The sequence below is a fragment of the Staphylococcus sp. 2S1 genome, assembly GCF_046721335.1.
GTDB lineage: Bacteria > Bacillota > Bacilli > Staphylococcales > Staphylococcaceae > Staphylococcus > Staphylococcus equorum_A.
Window position 1 is genome coordinate 13,018 of the sequence record NZ_JBEUUJ010000002.1, and the last position, 17,074, is coordinate 30,091.

Here is a 17,074-nt window from a genome sequence, read left to right on the forward strand (position 1 = left end):
ATATTCCCTTTATTTTATTTATTAAAGTGTTTAATTTAGCTTTTAATCATTCAAAATACAAATGCTCCATTCAAAGTTCCACTTACTAGTGTTCACTTTGAATGGAGCATTTTAAATATACTATATGAATTAACTCGTACTAAAATACGTTATAATTTAATATTTACAATTTTTCGATTTATTTCGTTTGGTGAACCATATTAATCCACCACCTATAATGAAAAGTAGAATCCCTAATGGAATTGTTGATTTTTTTACTACTGTTCCTGTATCAGGTAAAGAAAAATCACCATTATTGTCAAATAAACCACTTAAAAAGCTACCCGAGGAATCACCTAGAGATAAAGCACGACCAGGCGAAGGATTAGATATATCCTTAATTCCATCTAATATACTGTTTCTATTGAATAAATCGTCAAATAGACTTGGTGTACCAAGTAATTTTGAATTTCCACTTAATTTTCGCATCTGTTCACCTCTGTCTAACAAACTCCCATCAAATTTATTTGATAAACTTGGCGTATATTTTAATGGTTCAAACAAACCATGCATATCATCTTTAAATTTACTTATATCTTTATCAGCCTTTAATAAATCATTCAACTCATTATTAATTCCCGATTTCATTAGATTTAATAAGCTATGCTTAGAATCTTCTTTTTTGGCAATAACGTCGGCAAGCACTTTAGCTTTAGCATCATTTAATTTCGTAGCTAGCATTGTTTCTAAAGCTTTACGTTTATCATGAGATTGGTCCAATATATTTTCTAAAATATCATCGCTTGTAACATTGTCACCAAAATGATGTTTGATTAAAGCTACAATTTGTTCGTTACTCGGATTTTTACGCATTATTTCACCAACGATTTTTGATGTATCTATATGATCAAATTTAGTTAATAGTATCGTTTTAATAAGTTCTTGCTTATCAGATGTTTTATCAAACATAGATTTTAAAATATCATCACTCGTAGTAGTAGATAAGTTATCTAACTCACTAACAACTTGATTCGCGATTTGTTGATCTGTTTTACCTTTTGTATCTATACGTTCTAAAATAGATTGTGCACTCTTTTCATCAAAAGTACCACTAACAATATCTTTTACAGCTTGTTCTTTATTATTTACAGATTGTAAATGATTTAATACAACGTCATTTTGTTTCTTTAGACTTTGTTGCGTTTTTTCTATTTCTTTTTTCAATTTTTCTTTGTTTTTAGCAGATATGGAGTCTCGTTCAGAAAGCTTTGAATCCAATATCTTTAAATTATTTTCTTTATTTTCGACATAATAATCTAAATTATCTTTTACTTTTGAATGGTTTGTCGTAACTTTATCAATGTCTTTTTTAATTTCATCTGGTTGTTGTATTTGATTGCTCTCAGTATTAGATGTATCTTTAAATGTTAAACCGTCTTGGTTATTTTCTTTAACATCACTTTTTTTATTTAGTTTACCCCTATCAACTAAATTGGAAAAATCATCACTATCATCAAACAAATGAGCTATATTTTTCTTTGTATCTCTTTGATTTAAATTAGCATCAAACGTATTATCTTGCAGACCTTCTTGATCGAACAATTCATTACTATCTTGTTCTTCAATATGGTTAGAATTTTCTTTAACAGAAGAAGTTATATTTTTTTGGTCATCTAACTCACTTTTTACACTTTTCTTGTCTTCAGATACTTCCTTTTTGTCATTTTCAATTAAATGACTCGCACTTTATTCTGTTCAATGATTTTATTATCAACCTTTTTTGCTTTCTTCAATATTTCTTCAACTTCTTCTGTACTTTTAGCTTTTATAATTTCTTTAATAGAAGCATCTTTCTGACTATCTTTAATGTTTTTTAGCTTATCAATGTTCTCTTTACCTTCTTGAATGCGTTTTTCTAGCGTATTTTCACTATTCGAATGTGTCTCAATATTTAAATCAGCCTTATCTTTTGCTTCTACTGATGGCGTTGAAATCACACTATATCCCATTAAAGAAGTGCTAATAATAAGTGCCACACTAGAAAATTTAAAATGATGATTTAATCTGGTTTTATTATTTAAATTATTATACCTTAACTTTTTCATTAAATTCACCTTTCTTCTAATTATTCTTCCTCATTATATAGGTTATATAACTTTATTCAAATAGCAATATTGAAATACTATATCATTAAAAAATAAATATTATGTTCAAATTTATTGATAAATTAACTTAAATTTAAAATGAAAATGATTTTCACTATTGATTTATTAACATAATCCATGGTTTATCAGAAGTTCAATCTACATAAAGAGGCACGACAAGTTTATGACTTGTCGTGCCTCTTTAATTACAGTTAGTTACCAAATAAACGACTCCAAAACCCCTTTTTAGGTGGTTCCTCTTCCCTATCATCAGGTTCACTTTTGATTTCTTCAGATAGTTTATCATCTTTTGGTAATTCATCTTCTTTTATACTTTCACCTTTTTTCTCTTCAGGGATATCTTTATGTTCCACTTCAGTTTCTGATGGTTGATTTTCTTCTTGTTGTTGGTTGATATTTGGAGTTTCTTCAGTAAAAGTTACTTCTTGCGCATTAACGTTTTGTCTATCATTAGTCGTCTGTATCAAAAGAATAGTTAAGATGTCTTTCTTCTTCTAATTGATTTTCTAGCTTTTGAATTTTTTTATTACTCTCCAAAGCTAAAATTTGTTGATTTTCTAAAAGTCTATTAAGTGTATTTATTTGCTCTTTATCTCTATTTGATTGTTCTTTATATATATCTAACTGGTTATATAAATGTTTTATTGTCTCATCTTTCACCAGATTATCATTATTAGGTCTAGCTTCTTCTTCTTCTTTTTTTCATTTTCAAAATTATCATGTTTATTTTGATTTTTTCTTATTCGGTTTACCACTATAATTTCATCTTCGCTTGCTAAATAATTTACATTATCAACCTTTTGGAATTTTACATTTGCTTTTTTAGCATTATTATAAACAGTCATTTTTGTAACGTTTAACTCATCGGCAATTTCCTTCATACTCTTCATATAATGCCCTCCGTATAGTTATATATATAACATCCATATCATTATATAGTTATTATACTTGTTAATGCAACCCTATTCATATAAATATATAGGGTTATATATATAAATATACGTATATCTATATACCACAACTTATATAGGGTTATATACCTGCTATACTTATTGTATAGGCACTTATACAGCGTTATACGACTTATCCGTATAAGTTCATTATACGAAGTTTTAACCTTCTTTGAAAATGCATACATACAAATGTATATAAACAATTTAACAAAACTTTTAAAAGTGTTAATATAAGTATATATAAAAGAAACCCGACTACGGGAATAGTCAGGTTTCTTCGGTAATAAAACAAGTGGTTTGTCTGTTTATATAGTTGTTATATTCTTATTATATATATTAAGAATTATTAGTGCAAGTCGAATACATATAAACTTACTTATAGCTTATTTATTACCTCTTTTAAAATTCATATATGAAAGAGGTTTTTGTATGTCCAACTTTAATATTAAAGAAATCCAAAAAGAAAAATTTTACCAACTACCTAAAGTGTTTTTTACGAATCCTAAGTATACTAAATTGTCTAATGACGCAAAAATCACTTGGTCGATACTAAGGGATCGTTTAGATTTATCTATACGGAATAATTGGGTAGATAAAAACGGAGATATATTTTTTATTTATACCAATGAAAAGCTTAAGTCTATTTTAAACATTAGCAGTCCCAATAAGTTATCTAAAATAAAAAAAGAATTAACTCAAGCTGATTTATTTAATCAAATACGAGTAGGGTTAAATAAACCTAATAAATTATATATTAAAAAACCGGAAGTAACAGAAGCTGATGTATATCATATTTCACAACAAGAAAACGACATAGAACAGCGAGATAACACGGACGTATCATTATCATATATCCAGAAGTATGATAATGATACGTCAAGAGATATTAATAACATACGTCATGACGTATCAAAAGAATACACAAATGATACTGACTTAAGTAATACTGACTATATTGAGACTGAGAATAATGATACGAATGACTTGAATGATACATATACCAATTCAATAAAAAGTAATCATCCGGATCATACAAATCATCAACAAACCGAATTTAATAATGACGCACTTAAGTTCCAAGTTCTCGAAGAATTGCCTCAACAACTTCAAGACTATTTAAGTAAATTTGAAATTAGAGAAATTCGGATTATTAAAAGTGTGTTACTCAAAGGTAAGAAATCATTTAATAATGCACATGATACCTATTACCGTTTAGAAGATGTTGAGTTTGAAATTGTAAGTGTCTTGAAACGTTTTAAAGCGATGTTGCTACAAAAGAATGAAAGCGTTGAAGCTATGCAAGGGTATTTAATGCAATCCATTAAAGCTGAATTCGAAGAAACACATGCGCTTTATATGCGACGTCAAAACATGAAACAACATAATATCTTTAATCAATAATCAAAAAAATATCAAAATACTCAGTATCTCATCTGACTATTTAACAATCAGTGTCTTAAAAGAATGAAACGGATTTTGGTCAATTTCATAAACATAAAATTAGACTATACTTATTTGGTCCACATTTGCGTTTTAAGGAGGCATATAATATTTTTGGTATAAATCTATCTGTATAACGCTTAATTCTTCAAGACCCCTTTTAAAATCCAAATAAATGCATATAAAAATAGATATCTAACCCAGATAAAACGAAAGAGCTTTTTATTCTTAACAAGGACTGCTTTCTGTATTACTTTTTAAAAGGTATAGTAGCAATATTTATACTAATTAAATTCTATGTGTTTTTCTTCATCATTAGGCTTAATTTGAATACAGCAAAAATCTTTTAATCACTTTTAATTTTGAGTTACTCATATCTTTTGAGAATAAAGGAGGTTGTAAATGAAACTTGTATATGGTGTACATTTGAAGAATATATTAATTGCGACAATTGGGTCTTTTTTTACGGCCTTTGGTGTTAATTGTTTTGTTATTAGTTCTAATTTGGGGGATGGGGGGACCGTTGGTCTATCCTTACTTTTAAAGTATTCTTTAAATTTATCCCAGCGCTTACATCTTTAATTATTAATTTAATTGTTATAATGATTGGATGGAAATATTTAAGTAAAAAAACAGCTGTTTATACGTTGTTAACAATAATTACTACCTCGATATTTTTGGATCTTACGGAATCGTTATCTTTAAATTTAAATGATTCTATGGTTAATGCGATATTTGCAGGTGTTTTTATTGGTTTAGGTTCTGGGATGATTATTATTTCTGGTAGCACGATGGGTGGGCCATCAGTTATAGCTAAAATAATTAACAAGTATTTGAATATAAGAACAGCTCAGGCAATTTTTATATTAGATAGTATTATCGTATTATCATTTTTAAGTGTTCTACCAGTTATTAATATTTTGTTCACTATAATTATGCTGTTTGTTATAGAGAGAGTTTCAGCGTTTATTATTGAGGGGCTTAATCCCCAAAAAGCACTTACTATTATTTCAAATAAAAATGCTGTAATTAGTAGCAAAATAAATGAATTGACTGGTAGAGGTGCTACATTATTTAAAGCTACAGGTAGTTATGAACAGAAAGGTATAGCTGTTTTATATGTTGTTTTATCACAATCTCAAATAACTAAAGCGAAAAAAATTGTTTTAGCAGAAGATGAAAATGCTTTTTTGGCTATTCATGATGTAAGGGATGTTTTAGGTCGCGGATTTTTGAATTTATCATGATTTTATTTTGAGAATAATATTATGATAAATCGAGGTTCTTTTTTTGGTGTTTTGAAACGATTTTCTTCTTTCTTTGTTACTGTATAAAGACAATTATATTTTAAAATATAATTATTAATTAAAGGCATTTCTCAAAGAGAAATGCCTTTAATCGCTCCTTAAGAATGTTAATTTTCAAATAATCTTAAAAGCCATAAACAAGCCAACAAAATTAAAACAAAGAGTATATAAGGGACGATATAAGCTATATACCATAAGTAGCCCCATGCGGACTGTGTATGTGTAATCGTATGATGTAACGTACTGTACATGCTATCAATACCTAAAACGTGTCCAATCGGACCGGTCACAATGGAAACTAAGGCCATTAATAAAATAACGAAGTATAGGGCGCCGATACCATGCGTCATACTTTTGATACTCGATTTAAAAGTACTATTCAACTTTTGATTTTCTTTTAAACTGTTGTTCAATGCTTCATGCTGTTCTCGGTTGGCCATTCGAATACCTTTGAGATCCTCATACATCCCATCTTTTTCTTGTCTAAACGCCTTTGCGATATCCTCAGTCATATGCTTTGTATCAATTTTTGATAACATTTGATTGGAAATTTTAATTACTTTGGTTTCTGTTTTATCTAAGTAGTTTTTAAAGTTCGAGGTCGAAGCCTTTAGTTCGCTTACTAATTGTTGGTTCTGATTCAATCTGTTTTGCTCTCGTCGCTCGAGCTCGATCATCCTGTTCCCGAGCTTCGCGTTCTGCTCTTTCAGCTCGTTCACGACGTTTCCGTTCGTTGCGTTGGTCGTCGGTCGATTGTCCGAATCCTTCCCAATCAAACTCTGTTCCAGACGAACTATGCGTTGATTGATCTTTTGGAGTTCGTTCAGAAGTTGTTCGTTCTGATTCGTATTGGATGCGTCTGCGTTGTTTCTCGGACTCAAAGCCATCCATAATGCCTCCTTTATCATAATTATTACCTAATTTGCTGCCTCTTACTTTTTTATCTGCCTCAATGTGTCTATACGTAATGGTTTTGTCAGTTACACGTTCAATCGTAATCCCTTTGGGACGTAATTGTTCTTTTAAGCTGTCCATATCTGTCGCTTGTATTTCATCAATCGCAAGTCGAATTTCGTTTTTCCATGACCTTTTCTTTTTATCTATAATATTTTGTTCAGCTAACGTATAACGGTTTTCTGATGTGGGTTCTGGGATGGACAAACCATGTTTTAAACAGACGTCATCGTTTGCCTGTCTGACGTCTTTGAGTGCTTGTTTGTTGTTATTAAACTTTTTACCAGTTTCTAAGTTCACAGCATTAATCACAATGTGGTTGTGTATATGTTCTGTATCATCATGTGTATAAACGGCTACTTGATGGTTAGGCGCTATTTTTTCAGCAAGTTCTAAACCGAGTTTATTACATTGTTCGGGTGTGATTTCACCGGGTTTAAAAGACTGAATGATCACATGGCCTTGATTGCCACCTGTTTTACCGTAAACTTCGCGAGAAACTTTAAACGCACTTTTTGCATACTCGACATCACAATTTAAACCACTTTTTTCTTCTGCACGTTTTTCGGCATAGTTAATGGCCCGTGATGTTGATTTGGTAGAGCTTATTTTAGTTGTTGCCATATGTGATTCAACTCCTTGCGCATGATGGCGATATCTTTTTGCATCAATTCGATATTTGCGCGTTCGCCATACGTATTTAAAGCTTTAGCGATTTGGTTTAAGTTGTCGCCCAACTTACCCATATCTTTGGCCATCGATTGGCGCGTGACTTTGTCTAATTTGGGCGCCACTAATCGAGCCCCTTGTGCCTTGTTTTTAACAAACGAAGGCACACTCGTATTCAAAGTTTCAGCCGATGCCTGTAACTTTGAATATTCGGATTCGCTCACACGAAAACTAATTTGTTTCGGTTCCTTGCGGTCGGGGGTTTGGTTTTTCCCGACAGCTTCGTTCCCTTCAGTCATTGTTTTACGTTCGCTCATAATCCCACCTCGCTTTCTAACGAAAGACACGTTGTTCCGTTGATTGTATTATAACATAATACAATCTTCCTCACATCGTTATAGAGGTTTGGCAAGCAGTGGGAATGCTAGCCACTTCGTGCCTAGATACCCTGCTTGTTGGTGGATAAATCCCCCAAGCCCCCTGTGGTTTTTTTCTGCGAAAAAATAGCAAATACTACTGAGTATTTGCTTAGGACATACGCTCGAAAATGTGAGCGTAAATATGAGTAATTACTAATTGTATAAATGGTATTTATAATTAGCAATTACTCATTAAATATCCCCTCGTATGTTAGAATAATAACTAAGCAATCACTCAATAAAATACCTTATATTTTTTTGAGTATTTACTTAGTTATGGAGGGGATATCAATGCCAGATCAAAATCATAAAAAATCTAAAACAATCAATATCAATTTAACTGAAGACGAGTATGAAAAAGTAAAGCAACTTGCGGAAATAAGGGATTTAAATCCAACGGCATATACACGACTTACTGCATTAGGCAATCGAATTAAACCGACGATTGTATATCCTGCTGATGAACGCATTGATGCACTTGAAAAAGAAAATGAAGATCTTAAAATGAAACTTATGGCAGGTTATGGTCAATATGAAGTTTCAAAAGAAGATTTTGAGAACTTAGAAGAGCAATATTATCAGTATGCAAGTTATGTGAATACATTTAAATACTTCTTAAAGTATGTGCAAAACGATGCGGAATATATCAATTTAAATGGCTATAAGAATGATGAAAAATTAAAAGAAGAGATTAGGGATGCTATTAAAGAATTGAAAGATTGAATAAGGTAGCATTAAGGTTTAAATTAAATTTAAGGTGATTTAAACCTTAATGTTTGTAGTATCTTCTGTTAATAAAGTGAATTTTATGAAAGGATGATCTGAATGGATTTGGTTTCAAAATTAATTCAAGAAGATATAACTAGTAATCCAGAGGCAAAAGTATTATATGAGAAATATGATGAAAACTTAGATTTTGCAATAACGCTTGTTAATTTAAGAGAAAATTTGGGATGGTCTCAAAAAGATTTAGCAATATCATTAAATAAACCTCAATCAGCAATTGCCCGAATAGAAAACGGTGAAATAAAGCCTAGCTTAGATATAATGGAAGAAATTTATCGTGTAACCAAAAAGTAACCATTTAGTATATGCTTTGGAGAGTAACTAGAGGTTATTTTAATCGTATTTTTAATATGATCATTAGGGGGACGCGTTAGTGTATATTATCATCTTCTATGCATTTAAATTAATCACACTCACGTGCATACAATATACATGTATAACGTATGCACGTATATTGTATGCAAATAGGTATATAAATAATTACAGAGCAAAAGTTGCGTTGCTTTTGTTAAAAGAAGTTTAAACATTTTAGCCTTGAACTGACATAATTCAACTTATCTTAAGTGCATATGCTTCAAAAGATACAGATGGTATAATAGTGGAGTCGCCTTAACTTCCGGCGGTATTTTCGGCGGAAGGAGGTGAGCATCTGTGGACTTTTTATTCGTAACGGTTATTGCACCTGTGATAACTGGATGTATTGTAGCTTGGTTTACCTATTGGTTAAATCAACGCAATAAATAGGCGACTATCCATATCACATAAAGAGCCCCAACCTACGGCAATAGGTTGGGGCTCGGTGTATATCTATGGACTTTCTATTCGTTATTTGTATTATAACATCATAGTGGAGAGGAATGCAAAATAAGAACAAATATACATAGTTTAAATAAAAATCAATTTACTTGGTTTTACCCCACCTAATTCATTCACTACTAGTATAGCTTGCGCTATGTCTTCAGCAGTGAATTCATCACTTAAATTAGAAAAAGTATTGTTAGTATCTTTTGCTAATTCTTCTACTTTTATTAAGTTCTTAAAAGAAGCGTCGTGTAAACACATATTACTTAAACTTGTGATCGTTTCTAAGAATTTATCACTAATATCGCTAGATTTAAAACTCTCATTTATGTCTTTGTGTGTCAATGAAAATTTTTGGTATAATTAAGAAAAATGAAGTAGCACGTCGTTTTAAAAATAGGCGGATTTAATTTATAACTTATACATCTGTTAATTTGTATGAAGTTATTTTCTACGTAATTTACATTATAATTTTAAAAACATTTTTAATAAGGGAGACAACATGAATTATAAAAAAGAGATAGAAAAGATGGGCTGGAATGAAGAAGAAATAACCAAAAGGATGAACAGTTTAGCAGATGACGACCCATATTTTAATACAAATGATATAACTCTAAACGCAGAGGATTTGAAGAAACGTTATAAGAATTTCATTGAAACAAATGAAGAGCAAGAATTAGCAGATGTTTTTTTTAATCAAGAAGACAAATGACATGAGTATGTAAAAAGCACCTAAAAGGGTGTTTAAAACAAGGTGTATTCCTCTTGTCCATGTTTATCTTTTTTAGCAAGGGGCAGGGGTTGCAGTCAAAAGATAGGTAATAATAAAATCTTGTTAATGGGTACTATAATCAAAGAATTGACGCTAATGTGAGAAATTTCTGGATATTATTATAAATATTACGTTTTGGCTAAACAACCGCAATAAGTAAGGCGACAGAGCCTTACTATTAAAAGCCCCCCATTCACCGACCATAGATTGAGGGTCCGGTGATTGATAAGTCTAATATTCATCTCTATTTTAGCTGTTTTATTACTTGTATTATTATTTGGTTTTGTATATGAAGGATATTATCAACATTATTCGTATTTATATAGAAATAGTATGTAAATTTAAAGGCTTGGGCTATGAAATTAAAAAAGATCTTATTAGTATAACTGTTAAAGTATTAACCATTATTACTATAATGTTGACAGGTATAAAGGGGTTTATAGATTAGTCATTTAATAAGGATGAGCTTTCTGGATACGTCTTTATTGCCTTTAGTATTTAAAATTATTGAGTTTGCTTTGCTTTATAAAAACAAACTTATAGGCATTTTTCCGAAGAAGAGTGTTCAATAAAATTGGGAATTTACTATATACATATGATTATAATAATGTTTATTTTGTTTTTAGTTATGCTAAAAAGAGCGATAACTTGAAGTTTTAAATTCGTTAGATGAAACTAGTGACATACTCTAATTAAAGAGATATTAAAATATATTGCAATTTAAAATAATGTATCTTAAGGGGTTACTTTAATCATATAATAATTTAGAAACACTATATAAAAAGGTTAGTTTATTTGAAAGTAATTTTTAAGAGGAGTACTATTAAATTAATTAAAAGAAGGAGGTTTTATCAATGAAAGCAACAGTTTGGTATAGCCAAAAAGATGTACGAGTTGAAGACCGGGAATCTAAAGAGTTACAAGAGAACGAAGTGAAAGTTAAAGTGTCTTGGGCTGGCATTTGTGGTACAGACTTACATGAATACTTAGAGGGCCCCATATTTATTTCAACAGATAAACCAGACCCTTTTCTTGGTCAAAAAGCGCCTGTTACATTAGGCCATGAATTTGCGGGCGTAGTGGATGATATTGGTTCTAAGGTTACACAGTTTAATAAAGGCGATCGTGTTGTCATTAATCCTACAGTTTCAAATCGTAAAAAAGAAGAAAATATTGATCTTTATGATGGTTATTCATTTATAGGCTTAGGTTCTGATGGTGGATTTGCAGAATTTACGAATGCCCCAGAAGAGAACGTTTATAAGTTACCAGATAACGTTTCTGATAAAGAAGGCGCCCTTGTAGAGCCAACCGCTGTTGCAGTTCAAGCAATTAAAGAAGGTAAAGTTCTATTTGGAGATACAGTTGCTATTTTTGGTGCAGGGCCAATCGGTTTATTAACAGTAATAGCCGCCAAAGCTGCAGGTGCAAGTAAGATATTTGTTTTTGATTTATCGGAAGAAAGATTGAAGAAAGCTAAAGCAATAGGTGCTACTCATACTATAAATTCTGGTGAATCAAACCCAAGTGATGTTATTAATAAACATACAGATAATGGAGTTGATGTAGCATTTGAAGTAGTTGGTGTAGCACCAACACTTAAATCTGCTATAGACGTTACTAGAGCAAGAGGTACTGTTGTTATAGTGTCTATATTTGGTCATCCTATTGAATGGAACCCAATGCAATTAACTAATACAGGTGTAAAACTTACTTCAACGATTGCTTATACACCTACTACATTTCAACAAACAATAGATTTAATTAATGAAGGTAATTTAAAAGTGAAAGATGTTATTACTGATGAGATAGAGCTAGATGATATTGTGGAGTCAGGATTTGAAAAACTCGTAAACGATAAATCACAAGCAAAAATTCTCGTTAAGTTATAAAAGCTAATAAAAGAGTCACTCTAAATCAGAGTGGCTCTTTTATTAGCTAAAATATAGTTTCATTTAGTCAAATAATTTGTGAATTTTTATAATTTGTTAGTCTAAGCATTCTTAATGAATTTATTATTTATTATTTAATAATTGTATTATTAAATACAAAACCAGGTTCGGCATCTAAAATGATAAGAAATATTTGTGAGTAGTCCACATTTTGGAATTTTAATATCATATCTTTAAAAAACACAAAATTAGTATCTTTTTTAACTTTTGCAACTTCTTGTTCATATAATTTTAAAACAGATTCTCTTATTAAAGTTGGTCTCTCATTTTGAATATTTTCACGGTTATCTGAAAACATAAGTACTCCTAAATATTTATAATGGATACTTAATTGTCTTGTCAAACTAGCTATATATTCTAACTTTTCATACATACTAGGAAATTCGTTTCTTAGTTTTTTCAAATCTAACTTAATTTGGTTTAATTCTTCCATTTCATTAATCATTTTATCACTACTCCAATTCCCATGGCTTATTGATATCAAGAGAGTCAATTATATTTTTAGTTTGTGATCGTTTAATTTTTCGCATTTTAGCTCTTTCTTCGCCATCCATAAATAATAATTTTTCTTCTTTGGACTGAGGAGAGATTTTGGGTATTTTAATTGGTTTTTTATTTTCATCTAAAGCTACAAAAGTAAGAAAAGCTACAGCGGCAATTTTTCTTTCTGCAGTAATCATATCTTCTGAAATGACTTTACAAAATATTTCCATAGATTTTTCTCCTGTATAAACTACATAAGATTCTATACAAACGGAATCAGATTGGGTGATTGGATATAAAAATTCTACTGAATCTGTAGAAGCTGTAACACATTCTTTAACTCTTGCATGTCTTCTAGCTGATAGCGTTGCGTTATTATCAATTTTTTTCATTAATACCCCCCAAATAGTGTATTATAATTGTTTAAATCATTAATTAATACTTGATCCGTACTGACAATTTTACTATCTCTAGGAAATTTATAATTTTCCATAAAAAACTCCCGTTTCTATAATATTTTACGTTCTAATTATAGAGCGAGAGTGTATAAATATAAAATATCCTTTTTTTATATAGCTATAAATTTCTCAAATGCTTTTATATTTAATAGTTAATTAAGAAGTTTTCTTGGAGAAATTTAATCCAATTTTTTGTTAAAGAATCAACTATAATACCTTTTCTCCAAATAATACCAAGTTCCCATTTCATGGAAGGTTCATTAATATCGATGGCTTGTAAATTATTATCTAATAAGACTAGTATTCCTTCGGGTAATATACATATCCCTAGATTATTTAATAACATTTCTTCTATGAAGCTCCATTGGGTGGTTTCAAAAATTATATTAGGATTAAAGCCATAATTTCTACATGTATTTTTGATTTTATCGTTTAAATAGAAATCAGAATTAAATAAAATAAATTCTTGTTCTTGTAAATCTTCAATATCAATCTTTGTTTTTTTAGATAATTCATGATTTTTATGAACGACCAGTTTTAATTTTTCTTCTAAAAAAGAGAATATATCAAAGTTTTTATTATTTGTAGGAAGTACAGTAATTCCCATGTCCAAATCGCCATAATATACATCGTTTTCAATTTTTTTACTACCATTTTCAAAAAGTTGAAAAGTTATATTAGGATACATTTCATGAAATTCTGAAATTAAGCCAATTAATATCCTTATATTAATAATAGTAGGGATTCCAATTTTCAAATGTCCCTTTTTTAATTCTAATAAATTACTTAACTCATTAGGGATATTATCATACATTTTAAGCATTTCTTTACATTGGAAAAAGAAAGCTTCTCCTGCGTCAGTTAAGTATATTTGGTTTTTATACCTATTAAATAAATTTACATCTAATTCTTCTTCTAATAATTTAATTGTATTACTAATTGTGGGTTGTGTGATAAAAAGATTAGATGCTCGCTTTGGTCATACTTTTTTGCTTTACGACTTCTACAAAATACTGCATATGTCTAAGTTCCAATAAATTTCCTTCCTTTTTATTATTTCTTCACGTTACCAGTTTTTTAAACTAATTATTTTTTATTATTCTGTATACCGTTGAACGACTAACATCTGTCTGTTTAGCAATCTCTTCACCTGTAAGCTTTTGTTCATCATATAAGAATTTAATCTCACGTTTTTAGTGGTCAGGTAATGAAGGCCGTCCACCTTTGCGTCCTCTTGCTCTCGCAGACTTCTAAGCCTTTTTTAGTACGCTCACTTAATAAGTTAGCTTCCAGCTCTGCAAATGCACTCATCATGGTAAAAAACATCTTGCCCATAGCATCTTTGGTCGATACATTCATATCAATAATATGTAAATCAATGCTGTTTTCATCGAAGATTTACAAGAAAATAATTGGAATATTGTCCAAAGTAATGGTAATTCAGGTGAAGCAGATTTCGCTGATGACACCGTTATATTTTCTTCTTCTAATATTTTATCAATAACAACAGCTTATCAATATACATTAAATGAAGAAGAAACAGAAATAACATTTACACTTAATAAACCTAGTTATACTGGAAATAAATCAGAAGAAGTAGTTATGAAATATACTATTGAGAAAAAAGATAATGAATATTTACTTACTTTAATTAGTGATAGTTCAGAATATTTTGAAAAGGGGTTTACAATTATATTAATCCCTCAAGAATTAGAAAGTACAAGTTAAAAACAATAATAAAAAGAAAACGGCTAGCATTGCGACTGCTAGCCGTTTAGAGAATAAGCTTAAGATGAATGAGCATTTGAGCTATAAAAAGGAATTAAATGCTAACAAAAATTATATGAAAGAGTAAATAGTCAATAATAAAAATAATTAGGTCATGAGTATATGTCCTAGTTATTTATATATATCTATCTGTTTAAGCCTAAATATTATTCGCTATATTTATTAGATAAGATTGATATAGGTCAAGTTTATATTTCTTAAAAACGAATACACTATGGTTAAACTAAAGTGTAGGAGAGGTTTATATGCAACAGACTATTTTGAAACATAAAAATCATATTACTGTTATTAGTGGTTTACTTATTATTATAGGTTTTATTGCACATTTTATCTTTAGTAATATGGTTATCTTTAATAGTGCTTTTATAATTGCTTCTATATTGGGTGTTATACCAATCGCAATACAGGCTTATCAGGCTATGAAAGTAAAAGTAGTGAGTATTGATGTTTTAGTAACTATAGCGGTTATTGGTGCTTTCTTTATTCAAAATTACGAAGAGTCAGCTATTGTTACTTTCTTATTTTTATTTGGATCATATTTAGAACAGCGTACACTTAAGCAAACACGGTCTGCTATTAAAGAGTTGACGGAAATGGCTCCAGAGACTGCTTTTAAGCAATTGTACGACGGACAATTTGAAGAAGTAGATATTGATGAAGTAGAGGAAGGAGATATTCTCTTAGTAAAAACTGGGGCTAAGATTCCAGTAGATGGTAGGGTAACTACTGGAAAAGGACATGTAAATGAGGCTAATATCACCGGTGAATCTTTACCTCTAAAGAAAGAGAAAGGTGATGAAGTATTTGCCGGTACCATTATGGATAATGGGACTATTCAAATAGTTGCTGATAGAATTGGGGAAGATTCTACATTTGGTCGAATTATTGAGTTAGTAGAAGAAGCACAAGATTCTAAATCGGAAGCTGAACGATTTATTGACCAGTTCTCTCGTTGGTATACACCTGTAGTACTTATCATTGGGCTATTAGTTTGGGTATTAACTAAAGATACAGCACTTGCAGTTACTGTATTAGTACTTGGTTGCCCAGGGGCCTTGGTCATTGGTGTACCTGTTTCAAATGTCGCGGGTATAGGAAATGGTGCAAAGAATGGTATTTTGTTTAAAGGTTCTGAAGTGATTAGTCATTTTGCGAATGTAGATACAGTCCTATTTGATAAAACAGGTACCTTAACTGAAGGAAAGCCTGAAGTTAGCGAATTCGTTTACTATGGAAATAATCAAGAGGAGGATTTATCTTTATTATACTCGATTGAAAGGGAATCTGACCATCCCTTAGCTGTCGCTATTACAAATAAATTAGCGCAATATAAACTAAGACCTGTAGAGAGTACACAGGTTATAAAAGGTGGGGGTATAATTGCTCACGTTGACGGACACATTGTTGCAGTAGGGAATAAAACTTTAATGGAACAAGAAAGTATTCCACTATCTAATGATGTTCTTAAAGAATTAGATAAATTAGAAAGAGCCGGTAGTTCAATTGTATTAACGGCAGTTGATCGTCAGTTAATCATTTTAATGGAAATCCGTGACCAAGTTCGACCAAGCGTTAAACAAGACCTACAAAAATTAAAATCACTTGGTGTTAAAAATCTCATTGTATTATCAGGGGATAATCAAGGTACAGTTAATTTAGTTAAAAAGGAGCTAGGATTAACCGAGGCCCATGGCGATATGCTACCAGAGGACAAGCAAGCATTTTTAAAAGAAAGACAGTCTACTGGTGAAATTGTTGCTTTTATTGGTGATGGTGTGAATGATAGCCCTTCTCTAGCTATTGCAGAAGTAGGGATAGCTATGGGAAATGGGACAGATGTGGCTATTGAAAGTTCAGATATTGTTCTAATGAATTCCAATTTTAATCGTCTCCCCCATGCTTTAGGTTTAGCTAAAGGGACATACGCGAATATGCAACAAAATATTCTCATTGCTGTTGGTGTGGTGATAATATTATTGGGTAGTTTAATATTTAGTGAATGGATGTCTATGTCAATTGGTATGTTAGTTCATGAGGCAAGTATTTTGGTCGTTATTTTAAATGCAATGAGATTAAGAAGTTATCAATTAAGATAATTGATCCGTGTCAATTATTTTTAAAAAATACCTTATATAATTTATTTAAAGG

15 protein-coding genes and 5 pseudogenes are annotated in these 17,074 nt (G+C 30.5%); 9 read left to right on the plus strand and 11 right to left on the minus strand.

Annotated elements, in window-relative coordinates; all coding sequences use genetic code 11:
- Positions 1-156: 156 nt before the first annotated feature.
- The 3 genes and pseudogenes from ABLV90_RS00165 to ABLV90_RS00175 all read right to left on the minus strand — a co-directional run bounded on the left by ABLV90_RS00165 (position 157) and on the right by ABLV90_RS00175 (position 3,034).
- A complete protein-coding gene (locus tag ABLV90_RS00165; RefSeq protein WP_460871912.1) occupies positions 157-1,581 on the minus strand; it encodes a hypothetical protein in 1,425 nt (474 codons plus the stop codon).
- A gap of 128 nt (positions 1,582-1,709) precedes the next feature.
- Positions 1,710-2,084: a GA module-containing protein gene (locus ABLV90_RS00170; RefSeq protein WP_460871913.1), complete on the minus strand. Its 375-nt coding sequence runs from the start codon at positions 2,082-2,084 to the stop codon at positions 1,710-1,712.
- A gap of 251 nt (positions 2,085-2,335) precedes the next feature.
- Positions 2,336-3,034, minus strand: a pseudogene (locus tag ABLV90_RS00175) (DUF536 domain-containing protein).
- 492 nt (positions 3,035-3,526) lie between these two features.
- Here ABLV90_RS00175 and ABLV90_RS00180 point away from each other — a divergent pair.
- Positions 3,527-4,498 carry a replication initiator protein A gene (locus ABLV90_RS00180; RefSeq protein WP_427707108.1) on the plus strand — a complete coding sequence of 324 codons (972 nt, stop codon included), beginning with the start codon at positions 3,527-3,529 and terminating at the stop codon, positions 4,496-4,498.
- A gap of 441 nt (positions 4,499-4,939) precedes the next feature.
- Positions 4,940-5,784: pseudogene (locus tag ABLV90_RS00185) on the plus strand (YitT family protein).
- Positions 5,785-5,951: 167 nt separating this feature from the next.
- On the opposite strand, the gene ABLV90_RS00190 reads toward ABLV90_RS00185, so the two are convergent.
- From ABLV90_RS00190 to ABLV90_RS00200, 3 genes are read right to left on the minus strand one after another with little or no spacing between them, the layout of a single operon-like run.
- Positions 5,952-6,488 (minus strand): DUF334 domain-containing protein, encoded by a 537-nt coding sequence (locus ABLV90_RS00190; protein ID WP_460871914.1) that lies wholly within the window; start codon positions 6,486-6,488, stop codon positions 5,952-5,954.
- Positions 6,433-7,422, minus strand: coding sequence for a relaxase/mobilization nuclease domain-containing protein (locus ABLV90_RS00195; protein WP_460871915.1), 990 nt, complete (start codon positions 7,420-7,422; stop codon positions 6,433-6,435). The genes ABLV90_RS00190 and ABLV90_RS00195 overlap by 56 nt, the downstream gene beginning before the upstream one ends.
- The gene (locus ABLV90_RS00200) at positions 7,404-7,784 is read right to left on the minus strand and encodes a plasmid mobilization protein (RefSeq protein WP_460871916.1); all 381 of its coding nucleotides are present in this window, start codon (positions 7,782-7,784) and stop codon (positions 7,404-7,406) included. Before ABLV90_RS00200 ends, ABLV90_RS00195 begins: the two co-directional genes overlap by 19 nt.
- 393 nt (positions 7,785-8,177) lie before the next feature.
- On the opposite strand from ABLV90_RS00200, the gene ABLV90_RS00205 reads away from it, so the two are divergent.
- The 3 genes from ABLV90_RS00205 to ABLV90_RS00215 all read left to right on the plus strand — a co-directional run bounded on the left by ABLV90_RS00205 (position 8,178) and on the right by ABLV90_RS00215 (position 9,416).
- Positions 8,178-8,609: a plasmid mobilization protein gene (locus tag ABLV90_RS00205; RefSeq protein ID WP_427708378.1), complete on the plus strand. Its 432-nt coding sequence runs from the start codon at positions 8,178-8,180 to the stop codon at positions 8,607-8,609.
- A 102-nt stretch (positions 8,610-8,711) separates the two neighbouring features.
- On the plus strand, positions 8,712-8,966 hold the full coding sequence (locus tag ABLV90_RS00210) for a helix-turn-helix domain-containing protein (protein ID WP_258862958.1): 255 nt from the start codon (positions 8,712-8,714) through the stop codon (positions 8,964-8,966).
- Between the two features lie 357 nt (positions 8,967-9,323).
- Positions 9,324-9,416, plus strand: a complete 93-nt coding sequence (locus ABLV90_RS00215; RefSeq protein WP_107513893.1) for a type I toxin-antitoxin system Fst family toxin — start codon at positions 9,324-9,326, stop codon at positions 9,414-9,416.
- A 141-nt stretch (positions 9,417-9,557) separates the two neighbouring features.
- Here the strand turns inward: ABLV90_RS00215 and ABLV90_RS00220 are convergent, their stop codons facing one another.
- Entirely contained in the window at positions 9,558-9,818 is a 261-nt protein-coding gene (locus tag ABLV90_RS00220; RefSeq protein WP_427708375.1) for a hypothetical protein, read from the minus strand.
- A 157-nt stretch (positions 9,819-9,975) separates the two neighbouring features.
- Between ABLV90_RS00220 and ABLV90_RS00225 the strand changes: the two genes are divergently transcribed.
- A complete protein-coding gene (locus ABLV90_RS00225; RefSeq protein ID WP_210146078.1) occupies positions 9,976-10,185 on the plus strand; it encodes a hypothetical protein in 210 nt (69 codons plus the stop codon).
- 914 nt (positions 10,186-11,099) lie between these two features.
- Complete coding sequence (locus ABLV90_RS00230) at positions 11,100-12,137, plus strand: 2,3-butanediol dehydrogenase (protein WP_460871917.1); 1,038 nt, start codon at positions 11,100-11,102, stop codon at positions 12,135-12,137.
- 130 nt (positions 12,138-12,267) lie between these two features.
- Here the strand turns inward: ABLV90_RS00230 and ABLV90_RS00235 are convergent, their stop codons facing one another.
- The 4 genes and pseudogenes from ABLV90_RS00235 to ABLV90_RS00250 all read right to left on the minus strand — a co-directional run.
- Positions 12,268-12,642: a hypothetical protein gene (locus tag ABLV90_RS00235; protein ID WP_046466199.1), complete on the minus strand. Its 375-nt coding sequence runs from the start codon at positions 12,640-12,642 to the stop codon at positions 12,268-12,270.
- 7 nt (positions 12,643-12,649) lie between these two features.
- Positions 12,650-13,173: pseudogene (locus ABLV90_RS00240) on the minus strand (acyl-CoA thioesterase).
- Between the two features lie 110 nt (positions 13,174-13,283).
- Positions 13,284-14,172: pseudogene (cidR, locus tag ABLV90_RS00245) on the minus strand (cidABC operon transcriptional activator CidR).
- A gap of 48 nt (positions 14,173-14,220) precedes the next feature.
- Positions 14,221-14,530, minus strand: a pseudogene (locus ABLV90_RS00250) (recombinase family protein); the annotation flags it as partial.
- A gap of 210 nt (positions 14,531-14,740) precedes the next feature.
- On the opposite strand from ABLV90_RS00250, the gene ABLV90_RS00255 reads away from it, so the two are divergent.
- On the plus strand, positions 14,741-14,866 hold the full coding sequence (locus ABLV90_RS00255) for a hypothetical protein (RefSeq protein WP_011867727.1): 126 nt from the start codon (positions 14,741-14,743) through the stop codon (positions 14,864-14,866).
- Between the two features lie 305 nt (positions 14,867-15,171).
- Positions 15,172-17,022: a heavy metal translocating P-type ATPase gene (locus ABLV90_RS00260; protein WP_107521003.1), complete on the plus strand. Its 1,851-nt coding sequence runs from the start codon at positions 15,172-15,174 to the stop codon at positions 17,020-17,022.
- Positions 17,023-17,074 lie beyond the last annotated feature (52 nt).

Bases quoted from the DNA above. Each gene is read 5' to 3' on its own strand.
- ABLV90_RS00170 (WP_460871913.1), bottom strand. From the start codon at position 2,084: ATGAAAAAGTTAAGGTATAATAATTTAAATAATAAAACCAGATTAAAT.
- ABLV90_RS00180 (WP_427707108.1), top strand. From the start codon at position 3,527: ATGTCCAACTTTAATATTAAAGAAATCCAAAAAGAAAAATTTTACCAA.
- ABLV90_RS00195 (WP_460871915.1), bottom strand. From the start codon at position 7,422: ATGGCAACAACTAAAATAAGCTCTACCAAATCAACATCACGGGCCATT.
- ABLV90_RS00200 (WP_460871916.1), bottom strand. From the start codon at position 7,784: ATGAGCGAACGTAAAACAATGACTGAAGGGAACGAAGCTGTCGGGAAA.
- ABLV90_RS00205 (WP_427708378.1), top strand. From the start codon at position 8,178: ATGCCAGATCAAAATCATAAAAAATCTAAAACAATCAATATCAATTTA.
- ABLV90_RS00210 (WP_258862958.1), top strand. From the start codon at position 8,712: ATGGATTTGGTTTCAAAATTAATTCAAGAAGATATAACTAGTAATCCA.
- ABLV90_RS00225 (WP_210146078.1), top strand. From the start codon at position 9,976: ATGAATTATAAAAAAGAGATAGAAAAGATGGGCTGGAATGAAGAAGAA.
- ABLV90_RS00230 (WP_460871917.1), top strand. From the start codon at position 11,100: ATGAAAGCAACAGTTTGGTATAGCCAAAAAGATGTACGAGTTGAAGAC.
- ABLV90_RS00235 (WP_046466199.1), bottom strand. From the start codon at position 12,642: ATGATTAATGAAATGGAAGAATTAAACCAAATTAAGTTAGATTTGAAA.
- ABLV90_RS00255 (WP_011867727.1), top strand. From the start codon at position 14,741: ATGAAATATACTATTGAGAAAAAAGATAATGAATATTTACTTACTTTA.
- ABLV90_RS00260 (WP_107521003.1), top strand. From the start codon at position 15,172: ATGCAACAGACTATTTTGAAACATAAAAATCATATTACTGTTATTAGT.